The following is a 24,746-nucleotide window of genomic DNA, read 5'->3' as shown; positions in this document are numbered from 1 at the left end:
CCTGTGGAGTAGACAAACCTCTCAAGAGTCATCTTGAGACTACGATGAATCAGGAAGTTAACACCAAAATTTCTAATGTCCAGCTAAGTCTAGACTTTGGTAATTTTGGGTAGGTTTAACAGAGCGGAAACCATTCCCTACGAGCACAAACGGGGGCGCTGTCACCGAGATGCACATAATCAGCCCCAAGCTTGGGAGAGCGATCGCCTGCAAATTCTCAGTTATGCTTGGTTGATTGAATTAGCCAAGGGTATTTCTGTCCCAGAAGGGCGCATCCGCTACCACGCTGATAATGTGATGGTGCGCGTCCCCCTTGATGATGCAGGGCGCACTGCGGTGAGAGAGGCTATAGAACAAGCGCGATCGCTCCGCCAGTCCCCCTGTCGCCCACCAGTCACCGACAACGAGCGCCTCTGTACCCGCTGCTCCCTTGCTCCAGTTTGCTTGCCAGAAGAAGCTCGACTTGCCCATAATCGAGAATGGCAGCCCATTCGCTTGTTTCCTGAAGACGACGAACGACAAATTATTCATGTTTTAGAACCAGGAACAGCAGTAGGGCGCTGCGGAGAACAAATCAAAATATCTCGCCGCCATCAGCCTACAGAAATCCTACCAGGCCGGCAAATTGGTCAAATTGTCCTCCATAGTTTCTCCCAAATTTCCACCCAAGCTTTGTATTTTTGCACCGAACAGGCGATCGGAATTCACTTTGTTTCTGGCGGGGGACGCTATGTGGGAAGTTTCGATGCTCGTGGTGGTAGCATTCAGCGTCGAATTCGTCAATATGCAGCACTGAGTAATTCGGAAAAATGTTTGGAATTAGCCCGAAAATTAGTTATTTGTCGGGGTCAAGGACAGCGCAAATTTTTAATGCGCGGTGGACGGGGCAAGGAAGCATCAGAGGAGCTAAAAAAAGCGATTAATCAAATGAAAATAGTTCTGGCTCAAGTTCCCAAAGCCAAAGGTCTAGAAAACTTATTAGGATTAGAAGGAAACTTGGCTGCGCTATATTTTGGAGCCTTACCTTATTTGATTGGTAATGATGTTTCTCCCCTGTTGCATTTTTGTGGTCGTAACCGTCGCCCGCCCAAGGATCGATTTAATGCTTTGTTGAGTTTTGGCTATGCTTTACTCCTGAAAGATGTGATGAATGCCATCCTCAGTGTGGGTTTAGAACCAGCTTTAGGTTTCTATCACCAACCTCGTTCTCAAGCCTCACCTTTAGCCTTAGATTTGATGGAAATTTTCCGCGTTCCTTTGGTGGATATGGTGGTTATGGGTTCAATTAACCGAGGGCAATGGCAACCCCAAACTGATTTTGAGGTGAGGGGAGAACAAGTTTGGTTAAGTGACGCGGGGCGACGCAGGATAGTGGATTTATACGAAAGCCGTAAGCAGGAAACTTGCAAGCATCCTGTGACTGGTTATGCTCTTACCTATCGTCGTTTGTTGGAGTTAGAAGTGCGTCTTTTGGAAAAGGAATGGATGGGTGAGGGTGGTTTATTTGGTCAATTGATTGTGCGGTGAGGTGTGACAATGGCTGAAGCAAAAAATTGGTATCTAATTACCTACGATATTCGTTGCCAAAAACGCTGGCGAAAGGCTTATAGCTTGCTGCAAGGTTATGGTGAAAGAATCCAATATTCGATTTTTCGTGCTTGGCTGAGTCAGCGGGAGCGAGAAAAGTTACGATGGGAGTTGGAGAAGGTGTTGGCATCGGAGGATAGTTTGTTGCTTGTCCGTTTGTCTCATCAGTGTGCGAGTACCCTTTGTGCTTACAACCGCCCTGGTGCTTGGCCCCCATTGGGAGATTCCTATCGGCTGGTTTGAGGAAAATGCAAGCACCTCTGCTTGTGGAATTTTTTTTTGAGGTTGTATGGCTGCAAACCCTTGTCCTATCTAGGTTTCAGCCTTTTTTAGGGTTAGGGAGGTGCTTGCAAAACTCTGGATGTTAGACAGGGTAAGGGTTTGAGGGAATTGGGATTTGGGTTTTATGGCTAGTTTTTGGCTTTTTTTGAGATTTTGTTGCTATTAAGCGGGAGGTGCTTGTAAAATCGACTAGGGATGGTTATCTGATAAGGGTTTCAGGAACCGCTGTGATTAAACCTTTGATGCCGTAAGGCGTTGAGCACGTAATTGCTCAAAACTTGGGAATCGAAAAAACAAGTGATTAAACCTTTGATGCCGTAAGGCGTTGAGCACCAAATTTTTTATAACTGATTTGATGGCATCGTACGTGATTAAACCTTTGATGCCGTAAGGCGTTGAGCACGTTGCCGAGGCGATGTCGAATGGCGACTCATCTCAGGTGATTAAACCTTTGATGCCGTAAGGCGTTGAGCACACCAAATATTTCGCTAAGAAGGTTTGGTTGAATATCTGATTAAACCTTTGATGCCGTAAGGCGTTGAGCACTACTCGATATCGATTGGGTCTCCCGTTATAAACTCTGATTAAACCTTTGATGCCGTAAGGCGTTGAGCACCCACCACTGTCGAGACAGCCTAGAAACACTGGTAACGTCTGATTAAACCTTTGATGCCGTAAGGCGTTGAGCACTTTCCGGTGGTAAAGGGCAAAACATTGTTTTTAAGACTGATTAAACCTTTGATGCCGTAAGGCGTTGAGCACTCAATACCGCCCGATAAGCGATTACCTTTTAGATTCTGATTAAACCTTTGATGCCGTAAGGCGTTGAGCACTGAATACCTCTTCGGGCGTGACCGCCGTGCCTATCAACTGATTAAACCTTTGATGCCGTAAGGCGTTGAGCACGCGACATCAATTTTAACAGCGGTTAACCCAGGAATTCTGATTAAACCTTTGATGCCGTAAGGCGTTGAGCACATCTGACCCGCTGCAACTACACTACCAGCCCTAGTGATTAAACCTTTGATGCCGTAAGGCGTTGAGCACACAAGTTAAGCGGTTATGTGCTACGCGCGTGCACGCATGTGATTAAACCTTTGATGCCGTAAGGCGTTGAGCACCTGCACATTTTAAAATTTTCGTCTCCTTGACACCCATCGAGACAATCTGTGGGATTTATGCGGATTTGCCACCAGGAGGAAGGTACAAGGAAGGTGGACAAGCTAGAAACCATTAGTGTCAACTTAAGCTGTCAGCCCGCCAAGTTCGTTGGTCATCCCGCGAGTCCGACAGGGGTTGAAACCCCTGTCTAATAGCTAAAGTCCTCTCAAAGAGGACTAATGAGTTGAAAATTCTTCTCTTGAGTCCTATGCAAGAGGACTTTCGCTCCATCGGCAGGGGTTTCAACCCCTGCCGGACTATGAGTTATACCTTAAGTTCACACCAATGGCTAGAGACATACTCCCAACTTGCCTCCAATCTAAAAACTGTCCTCTCCTTTCTGAAATCCGTTTCCTAGAAAGTGTAGTTTAAATCAAGATAAGCTTATAACTCAACCGGGCTAGGTAAAAAATGATTATTGATAAACCAATGAATACTCAAAAGCCAACTTCTAATTTTTTTGGCAATGTAGGCAAAGTCGCGATCGCCCTGACAATACTCGCCGCCGGTATGGCCTTTACAAATCCTCCCAGAGACAAATACCTAACTTATGCTTCTGGTAAACTGGAAACAGAACTCGAAAGCACTGTCTGTAAAGATTCTCGCATTCCTAAAGCTCTAACCGGTGTTACAGATACTTTGATCGGCAGTTGCAAAAATTTGCTGACTTCCCAGCGCAGTACCATCGAACAATTGCTCGACAATACCACCCAGCGAGAAAATTTAGGGGTAGTCAGTATTTACACCACTGAAGTCGGCAAAAAAAGCTATCAAACAGTGGGAGTCTTTGGTAACTTTGTAAGTCTACCGCCTGCTACGAAATCAGCTCAAAATTAGCATCAAATTCAATCCATTTTATCGACCGGGTTTTGGATAAAGCCCGGTTTTTACGTAGGTGATTCTATGTAAGTAAGTCTCCCTAAATTACGCTAATTACCCTAGCTTATTCAAAATATTAAAACTTATTACAAGTCAACATTTATAGTGGAAATTAATATTAAGATGGTCGCTACTAAATCCGATCGTTGACAAATAAGCAGATGGCAGTGCAGTTAGCTCAGGGTGCAACATTTAATCTCTCTAAAGCAGCCCCGGATTTAAAAAAAATGGCGATCGCCCTTGGTTGGCAGGTGACAGAGGCAGGAGAAAACTACGATATTGATGTCTCGGCGTTCATGCTAGGTGCTGATGGCAAAATACCTAATGATGAATATTTTATCTTTTACAATAATCTCAAATCCTGTGATGGTTCCGTACTGCAATCTATTCCCGATCGCCACAAAGGAGGTAAAAAAAATAAGACGACTTATGGGGTGATTTTAGATAAAATTAATCCCCAAATTCAGGCCATAACTTTTGCAGTCACAATTCACGGTGCACAGCAAATTAATGCAAGTTTTAGCAACATCAAAAGTGCGGCAATCAAAATTTTAAATTTGGATACGGGAAAAGAACTGGTTCGATATGAATTAACCGAGAATTGGCAGCAAGAGACGGCTATAGAATTGGGCCATTTGTCTCGAAAAAATGGAGAGTGGATATTTCATGGGGTATCCCAAGGATATCAAGTAGGATTGCAGGGTTTGGTTGACAAGTATCGCCCTACAAATAGGAATAATCAGGTTCCAATTACTAATGAATTGGCGGCGGTAACAGCAGGGGATGATTTACAGTTTCCGGCTTGGGAGTTGGAGGTGGAGTCAGAGGCGGAAACTGCCGGCGAGGGGCTCTCGGTGCGATCGCCCACTCACAATCAAGTTAATTGGGTAATTCCTAAAATACCCCTAGCGTTAGCCGCAAGTTTAGGGGTTTTGGTGTTGGGAATCAGTGCCGGTGCGATCGCCTTAACTCAAGCAGCCGATTCCACACTGAAGCAATCGAAAATATTGCTAACTGAAACCCAGAATGCTGTGACAGCAACGGATGTCAATCTGCTGAGAAGTTTCCATAAACGCCTTAAAGAAGCGATCGCTTCTTTAGATAAAATTCCTAACTTACCTGGCTGTGGGTATCAACAAGCAAGGGCAGATTTGCTGCAACTTAGCCAGACTTTGGTTCCTGTTGAGCAAAATTTACAAGCCGCAGAAAGTCTCGCAACGGCGCAAAAATTGGCGATGGAGGCTGCTGTGGTTGTGCAAAAGCCTCCTCATGCTGTGGAAGTTTGGCATCAGTCCCAAGCTAAATGGCAGCAGTCGATCGCGCTTTTAGAAGCGATCGATCCACGTACACCTGTTTATAGTCTAGCTCAAAATAAGTTATCCAGTTACCGGGCGAATCAGGGTGCGATCGATCAAAGAGTTGCGATCGCTCAAAAAGCTGCAAATTTCAGCAATCAAGGTTCTTTGAAAATTCAGAAGGGAGATGTTTCAGGGGCTATTTTCAACTTTAATCAGGCTTTAGATTTGAATCCCAACATACCTCAAGCTTACCTCGGATTGGGAATCGCTAGTTCAAAACAGGGAAACAAGCAGCAGGCCATTTACAATTACGATCGAGCGCTGCAATTTAACCCTAACTTGGCAGAAGCCTATTTTGGTCGCGGTCAAGTATACTATGAATTGGGAGATAAACAAAAGGCGATCGGCAGTTACGAACAAGCTATTCGCGTTAATCCTAATTATGGTTTGGCTTATTTGGAACGAGGTGCTATTCGCTGTATGTTGGGTACAAAATCGGAAGCAGTAGCGGATTTTAACCAAGCTAAGGAACTGTTTTCCCAGCAGAGAGATGACAACAATTACCAATTAGCAAAAACCTTTATCAATGATTGTCAAGAATCCAGTGCCGACGTGGTAATTTGCGATTATCGCAGGAATGTTGACTCCTTGGGAAGACCCTGCAATCGAGGTTTTAACCCTCCGGTTATCATTAGAAGAAAATCTGCCAACAGTTCACCAAACACTGAATCTACTGATGTTAAAAGCAAGAGCAGCATCAATTCATCACCGGATACTTCTAATACCAGTAGTACCAGAACTCGCAGCCGGAGAAGAAGTAAGAGGTAGATTTCAGTCCCGTTAGTTAATAGGTGACAAAATGTGCTGGTAAGCATCGATGGTTTGTTGGGCGATCGCCTCCCAATTATAATGCTTGTTAGCGTATTCTCTGCCATTCAATCCCCGCCGTTGGCGCTCATCTGGATCGAGAAGTGCTGATTTGATTAAATGGGCGATCGCCCCAACTTCCAGAGGGCCAACCCAACCAGCTTCTGCTTGCTGTATGTCTGCGGAAATATGAACGCGATCGGAAATCACCACAGGTACACCAGCAGCCATTGCTTCTGCTACAGCAATACCAAAGTTTTCGTAATAGGAAGGCAATACAAATAAGTCAGCATTTGTCAATAGTGCAATTTTTAAATCACCGCTCACAAAGCCCGTAATTGTTGTACATTGTGCTAAAATAGAATTCTGTATTTTTAGTTTGATTCCTGTTTCATAATCGGCATCTTGGGGATTTGAACCAGCCAAAATAAAATGAAACTTGATGTGCGATTTCCAAATACTTTCTAAAGCCGGAAGTAGCAAATCCAGCCCTTTTTTCGGTTCAATGCGCGACATAAATAAGATAGTAGGTACTGAAGATGCTCGCAATTTATGAGAAAACAAACCTGCTGTCACCCCCAAGGGAATCACCAAATCCAGTGGCCTAGGCATCTTATCTGGGCCATCCAAACCAAATCTTGCTGAGATCTTAGCCTCTTCTTTACTGGTGAAATGAATAGCGGTGGCCCCTGATAAATTAGGACGTTCTAAAACAGTACCATAAATCTGTTTTAACAGCTTTTTTTTCTGTAAATCCGCCGGATCGAGCATACCGCAGGGACGGATAATATAGGGCAAATGGTGATATCTAGCAATGGTAGCAGCGAGGGTAGTTACTGGTGAGAAAAGAGCATGAATATGAGCTAGGTCAAATTTGTGTGCATGAGCATTTAACCACTGCAATAATGAGAGGGAAAATTTATATCTGCGCCAGGGAGAACAGCGAAAATAAATAATCTGATAGCCGTTTTGTTCTAGGGGTTGATTGAGAGGAACCTCTAAGGGAAGTTGACCGATATCTCCGTTAGAATTTGTGGTGATAATCGTGACATCAATGTTTTTAGCAGCGAGGGCTGCCGAAAGTCCGAGTACCATTTGACTTGGGCCGCCGTAGACGAGGGAAATGGAGGGAATAATTTGTAGAATTCGCATTGTTAGCACTTTTTGCTATAGGTAGTAAGATTAAATGAGCCCCGAAGGCGCTCTTGAGGCTAAGGAAGAACCCCCCAAGCAAGAAACCCCCCAGCCCCCCCAAGGCAGAGTGGATTGATTGTCAGAGGATGAACTTATCAATGTTTCTGAGTTACTTTTCGATTGGTCTAATCGAGAAAAACCAGTTAAATCCTTCACATAGTATGCTCAAATTGCCCTAGCGGCTTAGTTTATCTTTTCGACTATAAATCCACCCTGCTGGGGCAGGGGGGGTTGACCAATTCCCAATTCCCAATTCCCAATTCCCAATTCCCTTTACTCCAATCTAAAATCTAACATGGCATTACCTCCCGGCAGTTTCGGTTTACCACTCATGGGCGATACCCTCAACTTTTTGCGAGATTCGCAATTTGCCAAAAAACGCCACCAGCAGTACGGAAATATTTTCAAAACCAGCATTTTCGGACAGCCTACAGTCTTTATGTGCGGTCAGGAGGCGAATTTGTTTGTTTTAAGCCATGAAAATCAATATTTTGTGGTGAGTTGGCCTCCCAGCACGAAAGCGCTTTTAGGGCCACTTTCCTTGGCGCTGCAAACTGGTGCTGACCACCAAAATCGGCGTAAGTTGCTATACCAAGCATTTCAGCCACGGGCCCTGGCTGGGTACATTGAGGCCATGGAAGATATCACTCAGCGCTATTTGGAAAGGTGGACGGAAATGAGCGAGTTCGCCTGGTATCCAGAACTGAGAAATTATACTTTTGATGTTGCTGGTAAGTTGTTAGTTGGTATTGATTCTGGTTCGGAAACGGCGCTGGGAAATTATTTTGAAACTTGGTGTAATGGTTTATTTTCTATTCCTTTAAATGTCCCTTGGACTCTGTTTGGAAAAGCTAAGAATAGCAGAAATTTACTGTTAGCAGAACTGGAAAATATTATTCGCGATCGCCAACAAGGAATCCCAGGTGGTAATGATGCTTTAGGTTTGCTAATTTCGGCTCGCGATGATGAGGGAAATAGTTTGAGTGTGGAGGAGTTAAAAGACCAAGTGCTGCTGCTGTTGTTTGCGGGACACGAGACTCTAACTTCGGCGATCGCCTCTTTTTGTCTTCTCCTAGCTCAACATCCCGACGTGATGGCAAAAGTGCGAGCCGAACAACAGCAGTTCCCCACTACAGAACCGCTAACCTTAGAGCAACTCAAACAAATGACCTATTTAGAACAGGTGCTGCGAGAAGTGCTGCGTTTAGTGCCACCGGTGGGAGGTGGTTTTCGGACAGTAATTAATGCTTGTGAGTTCGGTGGCTATGAAATTCCTAAAGGTTGGAGCGTGCTTTATGAAATAAATCAAACCCATCAAGATGCCACAGTTTATCCTGAACCCGATCGCTTCAATCCCGATCGATTTAACTCCGAGCGATCGGCTAAACCTTTCACCTACGTGCCATTTGGCGGCGGTTTGCGAGAATGTTTGGGCAAAGAATTTGCCAGATTAGAAATGAAATTGTTTGCAGCGAGGATGATTCGGGAATGCGACTGGGAACTTTTACCAGATCAAGATTTGAATTTAATCAGAGTACCAACTCCCCATCCCCGCGACGGTTTGCGAGTGAAATTTCAGCGAATAATTATAAAGAAGTAGAAGAGGCAGAGCCTCTGGATATGGGTTCCCAGGCTTCAGCCTGGGAACCAGTCAAACGGATTTGATCTAACAAGGAGCTCTAAGAGCGATCGCATTTTATGAATCAACATCCAATTGCATCGGTCCCAAATACTTAGTTAAATAAGGAGAAAAAACCTCATAAATCAGAGTCAGTGGCTTACCATGATGCCAAAACAAATAGTGTCGTCCCCAAAAAGGCCCCGACTGTTCAAATGCTGACTCCAAAGCAGCCGAATTACCCAAATAAATGCCTTGCACATCCCGATACAATTCCGTCCGCAGCCGCGCTAAACTTGCCCAAATTGGCAAAGATTTATTTTCCAAATATTCGTCTACGTGACTGGCTTCCCACCAAGAAGCTGCATAGGCTAAACGCTGTCCAGAAGCAGTCCGCAGCCACACTTGTCGGCGCAGATGCGGCCCCGGAACCACCACAATCTGTTCCGGCGCGCCATCTGCATCTGCACCCACTAAGGACATATCAATGACATCAACTTCTGTGGGTTCTCTCGTCAGCAGTTGCAGGTGACGGGTGGGGGAACCGTCGCCCAGGAGCAGTATTTGCCATGCTGGTGCTAGCTTGGTGTGGGGTAAACCCTTCTGTACTGCGTCTTCTGCTCCTTGCCACAGGGGGTTGAGAGCGTGCCAGGTTCGGCTGTTTTTGGGGGTGAATGTTGCAGTCAAGGGTCTTTACAAAACTTAATTTTTTGTTTATTATAACGTTTCTCTAATCTAAAATCTATATTGCTTGATTTATTCCAGGAATAACTAATCTCTAGATTGCCATAAATAGCGAATTAAAAACTAACCATCTTCCCAAAAAACTTACTTTTGAAAAAAGTCGGGGTTCTGGGTGTATAATAGTAGACAGTGGTAATTTGTCATTTGCTGATGAAGTTGCGATCGTTCTTCTATTTTCTAATTGTCGGTGTCTTGGCGCTGTTAGCCCTGAGTGCAGGCGGTTTTTACTGGTTGACAACTCACACTCCCCTTAATTTACTCAAGGGCGGGCCGACAACTACTCCGGCTGCTGCTGTGTTTGTCTCGAAACAAGCACCTTTGTTAGCGTCAATGCTGGTAAATCCCGATCGCCTGGAATCCCTGCGACAGGTTTTTGCTACTCCCGCAGAAAGAAGCCGATCGCACGCTGAATTTGAACAAATCAAAAACAGCCTCCTCGCCAATACAAACCTCAATTACAGTCGAGATATCCAACCTTGGATAGGTGACGAAATTACCTTCGCGATCGCTACACCAGATATCGATCGCGACAGCAAAAATGGCAAACAAGCCGGGTTTTTGGTAGCCCTTTCCTCCCAAAATCCCGATCGCAGCCAGCAGTTTCTCGATTCCTACTGGCAAAAACAAGGTCAGTTTGAGCAATATAAAGGCGTTAAACTCAGTTATAAACAATTACCCGCAGTCCCGAAAAAAACTGAGCCGATCTCACCTTTGAGTCGCCTTGCTTTGCCAAGTTCCAGTTTACCCTCAAGCTTTGCTACGGCTTTACTCAGTGGCAGTTTAGATGGCAAGAATCACCAAAGTTTTGTTTTATTGGCTAATCATCCGCAGGTGCTTAGAGATGCCATAGATAACGTAGAAGTGGCAAACCTCAATCTTAACAATAAGCCAGAATATCAAAAAGCTTTGCAGCAGCTAAAACAAGGCAGAATAGCTTTAGCATTTTTCAATCTACCCCAGTCGGAAACCAAGGAAAAATCTGATGTTTCCCTTTCTTCCCTAGGGGTGGCTGTGGGAGTAAATAGACGGGGATTAGTGGCCGAAACTGCTTTAGTGACCGATCGCCAAAACAACGCAATTCCCACACTATCAGAACCTGTACAAGCCTTACAATACATTCCCTCAGCCAGCCCTTTGGCAGTGGCTAGCACCAGTTTAAACAATTTTTGGACTGAATTTTCAGCGGCTATTTCTGGCAATGCAGAAGTGTCAAAATTAGTCGATCGCACCCTCGCAGATATTCAGACAGCTTGGGGCATTAACTTACCCCAAGACATATTCAACTGGGTAAAAGGAGAATACGCTTTAGCAGTGCTTCCAAGTGCCTCAAACAGCAGCGATTGGATTTTTGTGGCTGAAACATCTGCTGATTCCCAACAGGCGATCGCCCGCTTGGACGAAATTGCCCGCAGCAAAGAATACAGCATAGGCAGTTTCACTCTCAGAAACCAAAAAATTACCGCTTGGACGCAGTTGACAACTACCCAAAATTATGGTAAGGAAACAAAGAGGAAAAGTGCGATCGAAACCGAGGCAAAAGGAGTCCGAGCCACAGTTGGTAAATACGAAATTTTCACAACCTCAGTAGAAGCAATGGACGAAGCTCTCAAAGCTGCTGAAACAGGTTCTTTGGTGGCAAATCAAGACTTTCAAACGAGTATCGAACCCTTACCGCCATCTAATGACGGCTATTTTTATTTAGATTGGCCCTCAAGCAGAGGAATTTGGGAAAAACAAATTCCGCTGTTGAGGTTAATTGAACTTTCCGCAAGACCATTGTTCGACCATTTGCGATCGCTCACAATTACTAGCACCGGAGAAACAGCAGGCATTCGCAAAGCTACCATATTTATGCGATTGTATTAGTTATTGGCAATTGGGAATTGGGAATTGGGAATTGGGAATTGGGAATTGGGAATTGGGAATTGGGAATTGGGAATTGGGAATTGGGAATTGGAAATTGAGAATTGGGAGCGGGATGCTCCCAACAACCAACAACCAACAACTAAGGAGTAACCACTACTGACTCATCCACCTTTTTTGGCTTACCAAAATAAGCTTGAAACACGTCTTTGGCGATCGGGGCCGCCGCTATAGAACCAAAACCACCATTTTCCACAACCACGGCGATCGCAATTTCTGGTTTCTCCGCAGGTCCATAGGCCACATACAATGAGTGATCCTTCTGTCCGATTACCTCCGAAGTCCCGGTTTTGCCCGCAGTCAGCGGAATGGAACCGTCATTGAGTCCCCGTCCCGTACCCTCCGTCACCACCGCCGCCAGTCCTTGCTTAATCACCTCAATCGTCCCAGGTTTAATCCCCGTAGGCACCGGTTTTGTTTCAGGTTTACCAGTCATCGAAGTCAAAAGATGGGGCTTGACACGATTACCACCATTGGCGATCGAACTCACCATCACCGCGGCTTCCAAAGGAGTCACCAACACCAAACCCTGGCCGATAGACATCGTTACCGTATCTCCCGCATACCAAGGTTCCTTATAAATTTTCTCCTTTTCTTCCGGTGTCGGCATTTGACCGTGATCTCCGCCACCAAGGCCCAAAAGCTTCAAATCCGTATCCTTGCCAATTCCCAAGCGGTGTCCCCACTTAGCAATTGCTTCGGGCCCAGCACTCATGCCGATTTGATAAAAAAACGTATTGCTGCTAAAAGCCAAAGCCTCCCGAAAGCCGATGTCACCGTAACCACCACTGTGTTCGTTAAAATCAATTCCCCCCACAGTAATGTAAGCCGAAGTGTTCAAAATAGAGTCCGGTGAAAACTTACCCGATTCCATACCAGCGACGGAAGTCACAATTTTAAAAGTGCTACCAGGGGGATAGCCTTGCATGGCTCGATTCAAGAAGGGATTTTCCAAATCTTGGAGATTTTGCCAATCTTCCTTGGTGATTTTTCGCGTAAACAGATTGGGGTCAAAAGTAGGGTGGCTGGCTAACACTAATACTGCACCAGTTTTCACGTCCAGGGCTACTACTGCCCCCCGTCGATTCCCCAGGGCGTCTTCAGCCGCTTTTTGCATCTTGAAATCTATAGTTAGCTGCACTGTTTCACCTGGTTTCGGAGGTGTCTCTCCGATCAGGCGCAGTTCTTGATTTTGGGCATTCGTCTCGATCAGTCGATAGCCCCAAACTCCGGCAATCTTGCTGTTAGAACTCGCTTCTATGCCCATTTGACCCACAATCATTCCCATCGGATATTCTGGATGAGTTTTCAAGTCTGCTTCGGTAGCTTCGCCAATATATCCGAGAACGTGAGCAGCTAAACTGCCTTCTGGATAGAAGCGTCTGGCTTCGGGGCGCACTTCCACTCCTCGCATTTGTCCCACCAGTTCTGCTAGTGGCACAAATACCTCTGGCGGCATTGCTTGTCTAAGTCGTACCGGTCTGTAGGATGAAGGATCGACTTGTTTTAATTTTTCGAGAATTTCCTGGGCTGGGATTTTCAGCAGCGGACTTAACTTGTCTGCTGTTACTTTCCACTGTTCCGGCGTTTGTTCTTTGGGCCACAAATAGATCGATCGAGCTAAATTGTTCGCAGCTAGCAGTTTACCTTGGCGATCGACTATATGTCCGCGATTGGCTGGTTTTGGCACTTCCCGAACTCGATTGTTTTCGGCTCGTTCCCGGTTTTGTTTCCCTTCCACCAGTTGCAATTGCACCAGCCTACCGACGTGCAGACTCAGCAAACCTGTTGCAATCAACATCAAGACGATCGCCCGCTGTATCGGACGGGACTGTTTCCTAGGAGTTTCCCCCAGGGTTAGGTCAGAAGCGCGAAATCCAGATATGGCAGAAATTTGTCGTTGCATAATTATATAGGTAGATGTCACATCCTAGATGTTAGATAACTAATTATTAACTATGAAAGATCCCGCAGGGGAAATTTGACTACTGACTGCGGGTTCCTGACAAATGAATAACTTCCCAAATAGCCAGAAATAGCCAGGAAAATTAACAGCGGGGTTTCACCCTTGGGGGATTAAGCCCTCTCGTGCCACCCATAAGTAATAATACCAAAAGTTGTGTTAATCAGGAACTCAGCACTCAAAACAAGCCCAAAAGTATCCAAAGCAGGATCTTTGGTGCACTGTTAACTGTTGAATGGTCAAATATTTGGTGATTCGGTTTACACCATCGGCAGCTATCTTCCCCCATCCGGTAAAATAAAATGGCGTGTTTAACCAAAATTGGTAACTCCGAAAGTGCTAAAGACTCTTAGAGCTGACTTCAGTATTATTTTCGATCGAGACCCTGCTGCTCGCAACTGGCTGGAAGTTTTGTTTTGCTACCCTGGTCTTCAGGCCCTGGTATTCCACCGCATCGCACACTGGCTGTACTTGGTCGGAATTCCCTTCATCCCCCGCTTGATGTCCCACCTGGCTCGCTTTTTTACCGGAATTGAAATTCACCCTGGGGCAACAATCGGTAAAAGCGTTTTCATTGACCACGGTATGGGAGTAGTCATCGGCGAAACCGCGATAGTCGGCGATTTTGCCCTCATTTACCAAGGAGTTACCCTCGGTGGTACTGGCAAAGAAAGTGGCAAGCGTCACCCTACTGTCGGCGAAAACGTAGTTATCGGTGCTGGTGCTAAGGTACTGGGCAATCTTCAAATTGGCAATAATGTCCGCATTGGCGCAGGTTCCGTCGTGCTCCGGGACGTACCATCTGATTGTACAGTGGTAGGGATTCCCGGCCGCATAGTTTATCGATCGGGAGTACGAGTCAATCCCCTAGAACACGGTAGTTTACCAGATTCTGAAGCTGTGGTGATTCGCTCTTTAGTCGATCGCATCGAATCCCTCGAACAGCAACTTAAAAGTTTGCAAACTCAACAGCCTGTTTCCTTCAAATCCGAACCAAATTCTCACAATTTCCATTCAACATTCCCAACTTTACATCAAACCACTAATTTAGCCCTAGCCGAAACAACTAAATTAGCTGTTGCTAGCACTTGTCAGTTAAAAGATAAAGCAATTCAAGAATTTTTCGACGGCAGTGGCATCTAACCATTGGGCATTGGGCATTGGGCATTGGGCATTGGGCATTGGGCATTGGGCATTGGGCATTGGGAATTGGGCAACCTCCCCCCAAGGGGGGAAGAGAATTAGGCATTGGAAGCAACCAATAACCAATAACCAATAACCAATAACCAATAACCAATAACCAATAACCAATAACCAATAACCAATAACCAATTCTTTCAAGGATTAACCTCGCGCGCCGACCAATTTCCCTCCCCATCCCGCCCATAAAGCAACCTATTCTGGGGGGCACCTCGCAACTCCAACAAATCCACAGTTTCCGGTTCCAACAACAGCAAACAAAAATTAGACAGAGGCTCGATCGCATCTGGGACAGTAGGTTCAAAAGCGCTGGAAACAGCCCTATTTGCCCCTGGATGCGGCCAATCAAATTGCACCCGCGCCGCCTCAGAAATTTCCTGCCAAGCCCTTCTACGCGACGCACAAAGTGCAGAATCTGGATGTTCTGCACTTACCAACACAAGCTTTCCAGCAATCCGAAATTGTTCGCGAGTTTGCGGGAAATACCAACAAATCTCCCCCCAAGGATAGAAATTAATTTCTTCTACCTTTTGACTCCGAATATCTGTAATAAACTGTAACTGGTTGGTATCTTCCAAAAACCCTCTAAACACAACCGTGCGGTTGGCTGGACGCCCGTCAGCCCGGACTGTTGCTAGTTGTAAGTATCGGGAAACAGGAAGACTCCGATTGCGATGGAGAGTACCAGCAAGATGCGATCGCCAAGGTGCTAAAGTCATAACAAAAGGAAGAAGGAAGAAGGAAGAAGGTCCTTGGACTACGCTCAGGAAGCGGGAAGAAGGAATCAAGCCCTTGAGCAAAGGTGAGTCGATAAGAATAAAAAATAAAAATACAGTTTTTGTAAATTTACCATCCTCCTATTCATAATTTTATGTCAAATTCACTCTTAAAATACAAAAGTATTCAAACTCCCCACAGCGGCTATCACTGGGACGGCAGTTACCGTCGCTTTTTTGAAGGTTGGTACTATCGCATCACCTTACCAATCCACCAACAATCCTTTGCATTCATGTACTCCATCGAAGACCCCAGAGGCGGTCAACCTTACAGCGGCGGTGTCGCTCAAATTCTCGGCCCCAAAGACGAATATTTGTGTCGCACTTTCCCCGATGTAAACAAATTTTGGGCAGATAGAAACAAACTGGGATTAGGACATTGGGGCAAAACAGATTTACAAATCAAACCCGAATATTTAGCACCACAAGCATTTGATAACCACATCGAAGAAGGCTATCAAGCTACAGCCACCTTGCATCAAGGTTATTTACACGACCCAGGAAGTGGCAAACACTGTTATTGGCAGTATGAAATTAAACCAATTTACGGCTGGGGAAACTCCGATTCCATCCAGAAATCTACCGCAGGAATGCTATCTTTTCTGCCCATATTTGAACCCGGTTGGCAAATTTTAATGTCCCACGGTTTAGCCACAGGCTGGATAGATTGGAACGACCAACGCTATGACTTTACAGAAGTTCCAGCTTACAGCGAAAAAAATTGGGGCGGTGCTTTCCCTCAAAAATGGTTTTGGATTAATTGCAATTGTTTTCAAGGCGAATCAGATTTAGCTTTAACTGCCGGTGGTGGCAAACGAGGCGTTTTGTGGTGGATGGAATCGGTGGCAATGATTGGTATCCATTATCGAGGAAAATTCTATGAATTTGCACCTTGGAATTCCCAAGTTAGTTGGCATATTGAACCTTGGGGATACTGGAAAATGCAGGCAAAAAATAGTCAATTTGAAGTTGAGTTAATTGGCACTACCAATACTCTAGGTACCTATGTCCGAACTCCTACAGCCAAGGGGATGGCTTTTTGCTGCCGGGATACGACGCACGGTGAATTGCGGCTACAACTGCGAGAATTTTTGGGGGGAAATATTGACAAAAGTGGCAAGCAGCGTTCTAGAATTATTTTAGAGGCTGAAAGTTCTTTGTGTGGTTTGGAAGTTGGGGGCGGGCCTTGGGATGAAGTTTGGCAATTTTAGATTTGAGATTGCAGAATTTATAAGCCTATTTTCTCCCAGTGCGCGTAGGCGCACTTCGTTTGTATAGTAGCGACTTACAGTCGCCATAATTAAGTAAGAGTTACCTGATAATTAAATCCCATGCTCAAATCATTTCGATCGCAATTAGTGCAATTCTACCGCAGCCAGCGGTTCCCACAAACCTTAAAGCTAATTTTAGGGTTAATTCTCTGTTTTGGCACTCTATTAATTCCTGCGACAATTGCCAATGCAGGAGATTTATCACGCCAACCCATCACCGAAATTAGTGTGAGTTTGGGCAGTGAAACTGGGGAACTCAAATTTTTTCCCAATCTGCTAGAATTTGATTCTGGGAAACGTTATAAGTTAGTTCTGAAAAATCCCAGTTCGCAGAAACATTATTTTACTGCTAAAAACTTTGCTGATGCGAGTTGGACACAAAAAGTAGAAGCTGGGAAAGTGGAAATTAAAGGAGCTATTCACGAGTTGGAACTTAAACCCGGAGCTATGGCAGAATGGGTATTTATCCCCATGAAGTCGGGAACTTACAACCTTCGATGTACGGTAGCCGGACATACAGAGGCGGGAATGATTGGCAAAATTGCGATCGCCCCTTGAAATCCCATATCCCAGTTAATGTTAACATCCACTTAAGCGGACTCCAACGGTGCCATCGTCAGTCCAGCGCGGCTCAACTGCATATGATAAAGTTCTGCTTGCTCTTGTGGGCCAACCCACACAGTAGCTTGTCCTTCGTGATGGATTTGATTAGCAAGTTCCCAGGCTCTATCGCTTGTCATCCCTGGAATATATTTGGTCAAACATTCAACAACGTGCTGGAATGTATTGAAATCATCGTTGAGAACAATTACCCGATAATTTGGATAAGGCTTGCGGGTAACTTGACTCGATCGAACTGGAGCTATGGTCGGTGAAGAAGTCATCGCGCGAACAGCCACTGAAACTACAAACAGCATAAAAAATTTACCCTTACTATTCTAACACGATCTCAGCCGATTTTAAATTTTAAATTTGAGATTGGACAATTACTCCCACGGCTCAATCTGCGTGGCTGTGAAGTTGACAAAAAGGCAGTCACTTTTTACAGAGTGACTGCCTCTAGGACTATTTTAGACTTTTGCCAACAGCGCGATCGCCGAGGGCAAAACCTCTACTAAGCCGCAGCCAAATTTGCTGCTGCAAAATCCCAATTAGCCAAGTTATCCAAGAAATTAGCAATGTAGTCAGGACGGCGGTTTTGGAAGTCCAAATAGTAAGCGTGTTCCCACACATCCAAAGTCAGCAATGGGATTTGACCATGGGCCAAAGGAGTATCGGCGTTGGCAGTTTTGGTAACTTTCAAAGTGCCATTGTCTAAAACCAGCCAAGCCCAGCCACTACCGAACTGAGTTGTCGCAGCAGCCTTGAATTCTTCTTTGAATTTATCGAAGCTGCCGAAGTCAGCGGTGATTTTGTCAGCTAAAGCTCCCGTCGGAGTGCCACCACCACCTGGTTTGAGAGAATTCCAGAAAAAATTGTGGTTCCAAACTTGACCTGCATTGTTAAAAATGCCTGCTTTGGATGAGTCTTTGGCAGATTCCTTGACAATCTCTTCGAGAGATTTGCTGGCAAGTTCAGTGCCTTCAATCAGTTTGTTGAGGTTGGTCACGTAAGCAGCGTGATGCTTGTCGTGATGGAACGAAAAGGTATTGGCCGACATATGACCTGACTCTAGAGCGTCAGCGGCGAAGGGTAACGGTGCAAGTTCAAATGCCATTGTGTTCAATCCTCTCTGGATTACTTTTAGTTTTTGGGTTGACTCTCAGGCTTTTGTATGATTAGAGCCTTTAGTCCCTAGCCTGAGTCGATCAAGCTATTTGACACTCCCCTGCCTAAAGGCGAGGGGATTCTTAATTCAGCGACTGACCTTTAAGTGTTACGTCCTTTCGGCAATACTCAAACCTTTTAACCGTGGAAATTCCACCAATTAACGAGCCTGATTCGCAGCCACCCCAGAGGGTCTATCTCCAAAAGCTTACTAGGATACTGACCTAGAGTTTGGGTGTGCCCCACCCTACTTAACAAGACTAGAATAGTTTGTTTTTCTGGTTTTGAGACTGTGTTAAGCCTCTAGCTGTTTAAAGAGTTTTCGCCGCTCTTTGCCCCCCCGTTTATGCCTAAAAGTGTGTCTCATGTCCCGTTTCACGATGGCAAAGGAGTTTAACCTCGACTATTGCAGTATACTACGATTACTGGAATTGGCAGAAGTTTTAGGAATAAATTAAAGCCGTCCTAAAAGGACGGGGTTTTAGACCCGACTCCTTTGATAACAATTACAGCATTTAAGCATTTTCAGTTCTGGCTTTTACCTGTAAAAACTTTCAAACGCCCGCATTGAATACCATAAAGCTTGCCAAAATGTCAACCCACCTGCGATGTACCTAAAAGTTTGTGTAAAATTTTAAAGTGACGCAAGTTTTATCATGGTTATAAATAAATTAAACCATTGTCTTGTCAAATATCAGCTCTATTTAACTTAAGCTGTAAACAAGTCAAACAAGTCGCAGGAGCCATCCATGCAAAAGCCTTTAAACAACTCCACGAGCCAGACCTCACCATGGTTAAATCTGAAACTAATTGTTAGCGCTCTGGAAACAGTCCAAGACTTAATTGTAATTTCCTTATGTATCGGTTTGTTCTGCTTCATGGTGCTGGAACTTCGAGAAATGTTTTTCTCCCTGTTGCCTCCGTTGAATTTCAAGCAAGTGACTGCTGATATTCTATTTCTATTAGTTTTAGTTGAACTATTTCGATTATTAATTATTTACTTGCAAGAGCAGCGAGTTTCCATTGGTGTTGCTGTGGAAGTTTGTATTGTATCAGTTTTGCGAGAAGTAATCGTGCGGGGAGTGCTGGAGACACCCTGGGTTCAGATATTATCTACAGGTGGATTTTTGCTAGTTTTAGGAATGTTGCTGGTAATCCGAGTCTGGTTGCCGCCAACCTTTGAGGGAATTGACCCAGAACGGCGGATGTCTAGGAGCAATAGAAATCTTTACGACGAGGAATAAAATCCTGACTACGCACCTATTTGTCCTGGATGCGATCGCTTTGCTAGTCAGGGATTGAGTCTCGAATGCTCAATTTTTGACTAGCAACCTATTTAATTCGTATGATTCCAGGTAATACAATATTATCTCTGAGCTTGCAACTCACCCAACTTTGCCAGGACTTCTTGAGAGTGAATTGCCGGATTAATCTTCACAAAAGTTGCCCGCAAAATGCCCTTTGGATCGATAATAAAACTGTGCCGTGCCGAGATAAAACTCATCCAAGAACCGTAAGCTTTACTCACTTTTCCGTCCGTATCAGCTAACAGGGGAAATTTCAAACCTTCCGAATCACAAAATTCGGCGTGGGAATTGACATCATCAGCGCTAATGCCGATAATGCGAGCATTTTTCGCCAAGTATTTGGGCAAGTCTTGCTGGAATCTGCGCGCTTCTATCGTACAACCGGATGTAAAATCTTTGGGATAGAAATAAACTACCAGCCACTTACCGCGATAATCGGAGAGAGAGACTTGTCCGCCACCGCTATTAGTCGGTAAAGTAAACTGCGGTGCTGGTTGATTCACCTGGGGAAGCTTGCCACCAAGGGCGGCAGCGGGGGCTGCAAAATTAAAACTTAAAACAACTAGACAAATTGCCACGAAAGTGCTAAAAAAGTAGCGGCGGGAGAGCATAATTTTAGAACTAGAACTGTACTTAACACAAGTTAACAGTTTTCTGATTAAATAGGTAGGGGCAATTTGTGGATTATTCCTAGATTGTTCCGAAAAGCTAAATATCACTCACTAAAATAGCAATTTACTTATGGCCGCTGCACTCCCGTTATCAGGCAAAGCTACTGTAGTCCAGGTAATTAATGGTCAACCCGTTGCGATCGAAGTTGATGGCACTAATGCCCCAATTACCGCAGGCAATTTTGTAGACTTAGTTGAGCGTGGCATCTACGACGGGGTGATGTTTCACCGAGTTGTGCGTCAACCCACTCCTTTTGTGGTGCAAGGTGGCGATCCGCGCAGCAAAGATACCACAATTCCGGCAAGTCAATTAGGAACGGGTAATTTTATTGACCCGGATACCAATCAGGCCCGTTTTATTCCTTTGGAAATTAAGCCCCAAGGAGCTACCGAACCTGTTTACAACCAAGTTCTTACCCAAACTCCGCAGTTACAGCACACTGTCGGGGCTGTGGCCATGGCTCGTGCTACTGCTTTGAATACGGCTTCTTCCCAGTTCTATTTTGCTTTGGATGATTTGCCGTTTTTAGATGGTAATTATGCTGTTTTTGGCTATGTTACTCAAGGTTTTAATACGGTAAATGCGGTGCAGCAGGGCGATCGCATTTCTAGCGCTAAAGTTGTTCAAGGAATCGTCCCCAGTCGGGTTTCTAGTATCATTAGCGATGTTACTTTACTGAACAATTTCGTTAATACTACCAATCTGGTCAATCTGCCTTTGCGATCGCTCAAATTGGCCAACACCCCCAATAACTATCAAGTCACTTCCCAAGATTTTCAGCAAAATCCCAGCGGTGTACTGGGAGGTAGTGCCAGCGATCGCATAACTGGTTCACCAACCAATGATGCAATTAATGGTGGCCAAGGCAATGATACCATCAGTGGTGAAGTTGGTGACGACTTTTTGCGAGGTGGCAAAGGTAATGACTTAATTAGCGGTGGTGTTGGCAACGATATTTTGATTGGAAATCTGGGTGACGATAATCTCAATGGAGATGCTGGTAACGACTTTTTGCGAGGTGGCAAAGGTAACGATGTTTTAATTGGTGGTGATGGCAACGATATTTTAATTGGAGATGCAGGTGCTGATACCCTGACCGGTGGTGCAGGTGGTGATACTTTTGTTCTAATTACTGGTAACAATATACCTGTGGATAATACGAGCGATCTAATTCTTGATTTTGTACCAGGAGAAGATCGCATTGGCATTACCAGCAGTTTATCCAGCATTGCATTTACTGCCTCTGGAAGCAACACTCTGATTCAATTGGGAGGGGCAACTTTGGCAACAGTTCAAAATGCCACCCCTACCGCAGTTCAAAACGCGGCGTTTGCCATTAACTTTGCTACTATTTCTCGTCCCAATGACTTGCCAGTCGGTGATGCAGCTTTTAGAATTGGCTAAGTTGGCGATCGCTCTGAGAACCCCGGCTTTTTTTAAGAAGTCGGGGATGTAGGTAAATCTAGTACCATAATTCTGTAATTTTAGCAACTGCTTCGTGATAATCTTCTATTTTATCCTGAGCCTTAAACAGCTCTGCTGATTTCTGAAAATCCTCAAATCCTCCGGGAATATCTTTCAATTTATATTTAGCTATTCCACGGTTAAAATAAGCTTTACCAAAATCAGGTGCGATGCGAATTGCTGAATCAAAATCTGCCATTGCCGCCACATAATCATCTATTTTTAAGTAGATAGTGCCACGTCGAAAGTAACTTTTGCCTGTATAGGGATTAAGTAGCACAGCTAAACTATAATCGGCGATAGCTGCGGGATAATCTTCTAAGCGAGTTAGCATAAATCCCCGATTGTTGTAATACTTATCTCGTTCGGGATTAATACCAATGGCTGTGGTTAAATCTTCTAAAGCTAATAGTTTATAACCTAATTTGTAACGGGTTATGCCTCGGTCATTATAAGCGGGAGCGAAGTCAGGATTTATTTCCATAGCGCAGCTAAAATTTTTTACCGCACCGTGCAAGTCGCCGTCTTCTAAATTTTTCAAACCATCAAGGTAAAAATTTTTAGTCTTAGCATTTAAGATTTCTGACTTTCGCGAATCAGAAGTACAGTCAGACAATAATTTGTCCGCCAGATTAGTTAATCCTAAAAAATCCATCGAATTTACAATACTTGTGACAATTAATCTGCTGGGAAGGATGGCGATAGTGGGCATAGGAAAGCGAGGATTTAACTGTACTCTTTTATTTTCTGCGATTTTGTAGCTTTAGGCAGTGATATTAATACTGTCAGGATGGTGATTATATTGATGAGATGCGGTGATGGTTGGGTATTGACTTGTGTGAGGAGATTTGGCCTTAGTGAGTGAGGCAGATCACAACTCAGGGCAATTTCCCCCAGAGACTATCTAGTCTAGCCTTTGCAGGTAATGGGTCCGATCGGGTGCTGCAATCCATCTACACACCTCAACCAACAGAATACCCAGATATCCTAGTGCTTACAGAATTCGGGGATATAACAGCAGAATTACTTTTCAGTAAAATTTCTGATGAAAGTTGCGCATTATTTGCTATAATTTAATTATTCCTTAAGAATCTATTGCTCAACTTAGTGTCAATGAAAATAGTTCTGAAGTTAAAAAAAATCGTGGTGACAATAGGGGCGATCGCCCTATTCACTCTTTGTTTAACTCCTCCAGCGATGGCGGCTAATGCTCAGGATATTAGTCAAATAGAAAAAGATAATTGGTGCGTCAGCTTTTTGTGGAAGCAATGCGATTTAAGCGGTGCTGATTTAAGCGGTGCTAATCTCCAAGACGCTAACCTCAGCGGTGCTAATTTAAGCGGAGCAAACTTGTCCGGCGCTAACTTAAAAAATGCCGACCTTTCTGATGCCGATCTCACTGGTGCCAACTTAGCAAATTGTGATATTTTTGGCACAGACCTCAGTAAAGCTAACTTGACCGCAGCTAATTTAAATCATAGTCGATTGTGGGATGCAAATTTGACTTTAGCCAATTTGACTATGGCAAATTTAAAAAATGCGAATGTTTTAGATTCTCGACTCTGGGGAACAAATCTCACCAAAGCTAATTTAACTGATGCTACGCTCCATGGCGCTGATTTGCAATATGCCAATTTGGCTGACAGTAATTTAACGGGTGCGGACTTGCAAAGCTTCTTGTTCAGAGGTTATAAACAACTAACGAACCTCAGTAATGCTAATTTAGAAGGTGCGGTTTTAACGAGAGCTAATCTCGAAGGTGTCTTACTTTCGGGGGCGGTGATGCCTGACGGTTCTATTAATGACGAAGTTGCGATTAATTTCAAGTCTAGTTCCTGGGATTAATGTCGATAATAACCAAGCTACCAGTGCCACTTTTTTGGGGTGCGGTCTACTTTTTTCCTGTTAGGTAGTCAATCAATTTATCTAAGATTTATATTTTTTAACCGAAGTACACCCTATCTGTTACAATTTTAAATAAACCCAGAACAGCACCAAACACTCGTAATGGAAACCCTGCAAAACAAAATTTACGAACTAGCACAATTTGCTAATACTTTAGTCAACTCTCAACTTACACACCTCAGTTTCGTTAGCGTCGGAGTCATCTTTTTGGCTGGGTTGCTAACGAGCTTAACTCCCTGTATGCTTTCCATGTTGCCGATTACCATCGGCTATATCGGTGGCTACGAAGCCAAAAGTCGTCTCCAAGCTGCTACTCAGTCGGCTTGGTTTTCCCTAGGATTGGCGACAACTCTTGCTGGTTTGGGTATTTTAGCTTCATTTGCTGGGCAGGTTTATGGCAAAATAGGCATAGGTTTGCCGATCGTTGTCAGCATTATTGCTATTTTAATGGGGCTGAATTTACTGGAAGCTTTACCTTTGCAAATGCCCTCTTTTGACGCTGTGGCTTTGGTGCCGAAGAATTTGCCCGCTGGAGTGCGATCGTACTTATTGGGCTTAACTTTTGGTTTAGTAGCCTCTCCGTGCAGCACTCCTGTTTTGGCTACCCTCTTAGCTTGGGTTTCCAAGACTGGAGATACATTTTTAGGTGGTGTTTTGTTACTGTTTTATGCTGCGGGCTATGTGGCTCCTTTGATTATAGCCGGAACTTTTACTGCGAGTATTAAAAAGTTGTTGGAATTGCGCCGTTGGTCTAGTTGGATTACGCCTGTTAGTGGTATTTTATTGGTAGGATTTGGCGTTTTTTCTCTGCTTTCTCGCTTACTTCCTGCTTGAGTTTTTTAGTCAGGATTTGACCTAGGGTTTCAAC

The 24,746-nt window shown here is 44.5% G+C and carries 22 protein-coding genes and 1 CRISPR repeat array; of the genes, 14 read left to right on the top strand and 8 right to left on the bottom strand.

Annotation, left to right across the window (positions count from 1 at the left end; all coding sequences use genetic code 11):
• Nucleotides 1-105: 105 nt before the first annotated feature.
• The 4 genes from cas1 to ACBR23_RS16650 all read left to right on the top strand — a co-directional run bounded on the left by cas1 (nucleotide 106) and on the right by ACBR23_RS16650 (nucleotide 6,035).
• Entirely contained in the window at nucleotides 106-1,527 is a 1,422-nt protein-coding gene (cas1, locus tag ACBR23_RS16665; RefSeq protein ID WP_371119977.1) for a type I-MYXAN CRISPR-associated endonuclease Cas1, read from the top strand.
• A 9-nt stretch (nucleotides 1,528-1,536) separates the two neighbouring features.
• Nucleotides 1,537-1,830 (top strand): CRISPR-associated endonuclease Cas2, encoded by a 294-nt coding sequence (cas2, locus tag ACBR23_RS16660; RefSeq protein WP_340523593.1) that lies wholly within the window; start codon nucleotides 1,537-1,539, stop codon nucleotides 1,828-1,830.
• 267 nt (nucleotides 1,831-2,097) lie between these two features.
• A CRISPR array of direct repeats spans nucleotides 2,098-2,990; the repeat unit is 35 nt; unit sequence TGATTAAACCTTTGATGCCGTAAGGCGTTGAGCAC.
• Between the two features lie 469 nt (nucleotides 2,991-3,459).
• Entirely contained in the window at nucleotides 3,460-3,867 is a 408-nt protein-coding gene (locus ACBR23_RS16655) for a DUF4359 domain-containing protein (protein WP_341739413.1), read from the top strand.
• Between the two features lie 203 nt (nucleotides 3,868-4,070).
• On the top strand, nucleotides 4,071-6,035 hold the full coding sequence (locus ACBR23_RS16650; RefSeq protein WP_371119978.1) for a TerD family protein: 1,965 nt from the start codon (nucleotides 4,071-4,073) through the stop codon (nucleotides 6,033-6,035).
• 12 nt (nucleotides 6,036-6,047) lie between these two features.
• Here the strand turns inward: ACBR23_RS16650 and hpsP are convergent, their stop codons facing one another.
• Nucleotides 6,048-7,226 (bottom strand): hormogonium polysaccharide biosynthesis glycosyltransferase HpsP, encoded by a 1,179-nt coding sequence (gene hpsP, locus ACBR23_RS16645; RefSeq protein WP_371119979.1) that lies wholly within the window; start codon nucleotides 7,224-7,226, stop codon nucleotides 6,048-6,050.
• A 337-nt stretch (nucleotides 7,227-7,563) separates the two neighbouring features.
• Between hpsP and ACBR23_RS16640 the strand changes: the two genes are divergently transcribed.
• The gene (locus ACBR23_RS16640; protein ID WP_371119980.1) at nucleotides 7,564-8,868 is read left to right on the top strand and encodes a cytochrome P450; all 1,305 of its coding nucleotides are present in this window, start codon (nucleotides 7,564-7,566) and stop codon (nucleotides 8,866-8,868) included.
• Between the two features lie 96 nt (nucleotides 8,869-8,964).
• On the opposite strand, the gene ACBR23_RS16635 is transcribed toward ACBR23_RS16640, so the two are convergent.
• A complete protein-coding gene (locus tag ACBR23_RS16635) occupies nucleotides 8,965-9,573 on the bottom strand; it encodes a chorismate lyase (protein WP_371116634.1) in 609 nt (202 codons plus the stop codon).
• A 186-nt stretch (nucleotides 9,574-9,759) separates the two neighbouring features.
• On the opposite strand from ACBR23_RS16635, the gene ACBR23_RS16630 reads away from it, so the two are divergent.
• Together ACBR23_RS16630 and ACBR23_RS16625 are read left to right on the top strand one after the other, a co-directional pair.
• Nucleotides 9,760-11,496 carry a DUF3352 domain-containing protein gene (locus ACBR23_RS16630; RefSeq protein ID WP_371116635.1) on the top strand — a complete coding sequence of 579 codons (1,737 nt, stop codon included), beginning with the start codon at nucleotides 9,760-9,762 and terminating at the stop codon, nucleotides 11,494-11,496.
• A gap of 3 nt (nucleotides 11,497-11,499) precedes the next feature.
• Nucleotides 11,500-11,646 carry a hypothetical protein gene (locus tag ACBR23_RS16625; protein ID WP_371119981.1) on the top strand — a complete coding sequence of 49 codons (147 nt, stop codon included), beginning with the start codon at nucleotides 11,500-11,502 and terminating at the stop codon, nucleotides 11,644-11,646.
• Here the strand turns inward: ACBR23_RS16625 and mrdA are convergent.
• Entirely contained in the window at nucleotides 11,636-13,459 is a 1,824-nt protein-coding gene (gene mrdA / locus ACBR23_RS16620) for a penicillin-binding protein 2 (RefSeq protein ID WP_341739146.1), read from the bottom strand. The two genes, ACBR23_RS16625 and mrdA, sit on opposite strands and share 11 nt — an antisense overlap.
• Nucleotides 13,460-13,852: 393 nt before the next feature.
• Between mrdA and cysE the strand changes: the two genes are divergently transcribed.
• Nucleotides 13,853-14,659, top strand: a complete 807-nt coding sequence (cysE, locus tag ACBR23_RS16615; protein WP_371119982.1) for a serine O-acetyltransferase — start codon at nucleotides 13,853-13,855, stop codon at nucleotides 14,657-14,659.
• Between the two features lie 194 nt (nucleotides 14,660-14,853).
• Here the strand turns inward: cysE and ACBR23_RS16610 are convergent, their stop codons facing one another.
• A complete protein-coding gene (locus ACBR23_RS16610) occupies nucleotides 14,854-15,435 on the bottom strand; it encodes an Npun_F5749 family FMN-dependent PPOX-type flavoprotein (protein ID WP_371116638.1) in 582 nt (193 codons plus the stop codon).
• Between the two features lie 152 nt (nucleotides 15,436-15,587).
• Between ACBR23_RS16610 and ACBR23_RS16605 the strand changes: the two genes are divergently transcribed.
• Both ACBR23_RS16605 and ACBR23_RS16600 read left to right on the top strand, forming a co-directional pair.
• Complete coding sequence (locus ACBR23_RS16605; RefSeq protein ID WP_371119983.1) at nucleotides 15,588-16,703, top strand: tocopherol cyclase family protein; 1,116 nt, start codon at nucleotides 15,588-15,590, stop codon at nucleotides 16,701-16,703.
• A 120-nt stretch (nucleotides 16,704-16,823) separates the two neighbouring features.
• A complete protein-coding gene (locus ACBR23_RS16600) occupies nucleotides 16,824-17,321 on the top strand; it encodes a plastocyanin/azurin family copper-binding protein (protein WP_341739142.1) in 498 nt (165 codons plus the stop codon).
• Nucleotides 17,322-17,353: 32 nt separating this feature from the next.
• On the opposite strand, the gene clpS is transcribed toward ACBR23_RS16600, so the two are convergent.
• Nucleotides 17,354-17,647, bottom strand: coding sequence for an ATP-dependent Clp protease adapter ClpS (gene clpS, locus ACBR23_RS16595; RefSeq protein WP_340521737.1), 294 nt, complete (start codon nucleotides 17,645-17,647; stop codon nucleotides 17,354-17,356).
• Nucleotides 17,648-17,877: 230 nt separating this feature from the next.
• A complete protein-coding gene (locus ACBR23_RS16590) occupies nucleotides 17,878-18,480 on the bottom strand; it encodes a superoxide dismutase (RefSeq protein ID WP_340521726.1) in 603 nt (200 codons plus the stop codon).
• 799 nt (nucleotides 18,481-19,279) lie between these two features.
• Here ACBR23_RS16590 and ACBR23_RS16585 point away from each other — a divergent pair.
• Entirely contained in the window at nucleotides 19,280-19,774 is a 495-nt protein-coding gene (locus tag ACBR23_RS16585; protein WP_371119984.1) for a phosphate-starvation-inducible PsiE family protein, read from the top strand.
• Nucleotides 19,775-19,896: 122 nt separating this feature from the next.
• On the opposite strand, the gene ACBR23_RS16580 is transcribed toward ACBR23_RS16585, so the two are convergent.
• Nucleotides 19,897-20,448, bottom strand: coding sequence for a peroxiredoxin (locus ACBR23_RS16580; protein WP_371116662.1), 552 nt, complete (start codon nucleotides 20,446-20,448; stop codon nucleotides 19,897-19,899).
• Between the two features lie 130 nt (nucleotides 20,449-20,578).
• Between ACBR23_RS16580 and ACBR23_RS16575 the strand changes: the two genes are divergently transcribed.
• Entirely contained in the window at nucleotides 20,579-21,913 is a 1,335-nt protein-coding gene (locus ACBR23_RS16575; protein ID WP_371116639.1) for a peptidylprolyl isomerase, read from the top strand.
• A gap of 58 nt (nucleotides 21,914-21,971) precedes the next feature.
• Here ACBR23_RS16575 and ACBR23_RS16570 read toward each other — a convergent pair whose 3' ends face one another.
• Complete coding sequence (locus ACBR23_RS16570; RefSeq protein ID WP_371116640.1) at nucleotides 21,972-22,628, bottom strand: tetratricopeptide repeat protein; 657 nt, start codon at nucleotides 22,626-22,628, stop codon at nucleotides 21,972-21,974.
• A gap of 458 nt (nucleotides 22,629-23,086) precedes the next feature.
• Between ACBR23_RS16570 and ACBR23_RS16565 the strand changes: the two genes are divergently transcribed.
• The gene (locus ACBR23_RS16565) at nucleotides 23,087-23,818 is read left to right on the top strand and encodes a pentapeptide repeat-containing protein (protein ID WP_371116641.1); all 732 of its coding nucleotides are present in this window, start codon (nucleotides 23,087-23,089) and stop codon (nucleotides 23,816-23,818) included.
• Nucleotides 23,819-23,980: 162 nt separating this feature from the next.
• Nucleotides 23,981-24,712 carry a cytochrome c biogenesis protein CcdA gene (locus ACBR23_RS16560; protein ID WP_341734219.1) on the top strand — a complete coding sequence of 244 codons (732 nt, stop codon included), beginning with the start codon at nucleotides 23,981-23,983 and terminating at the stop codon, nucleotides 24,710-24,712.
• Nucleotides 24,713-24,746 lie beyond the last annotated feature (34 nt).

The organism is Microcoleus sp., assembly GCF_041354475.1.
Lineage (GTDB): Bacteria > Cyanobacteriota > Cyanobacteriia > Cyanobacteriales > Microcoleaceae > Microcoleus.
Note: the sequence above shows the minus strand (reverse complement) of the source record. Positions and strands in the feature narration are given on the sequence as shown.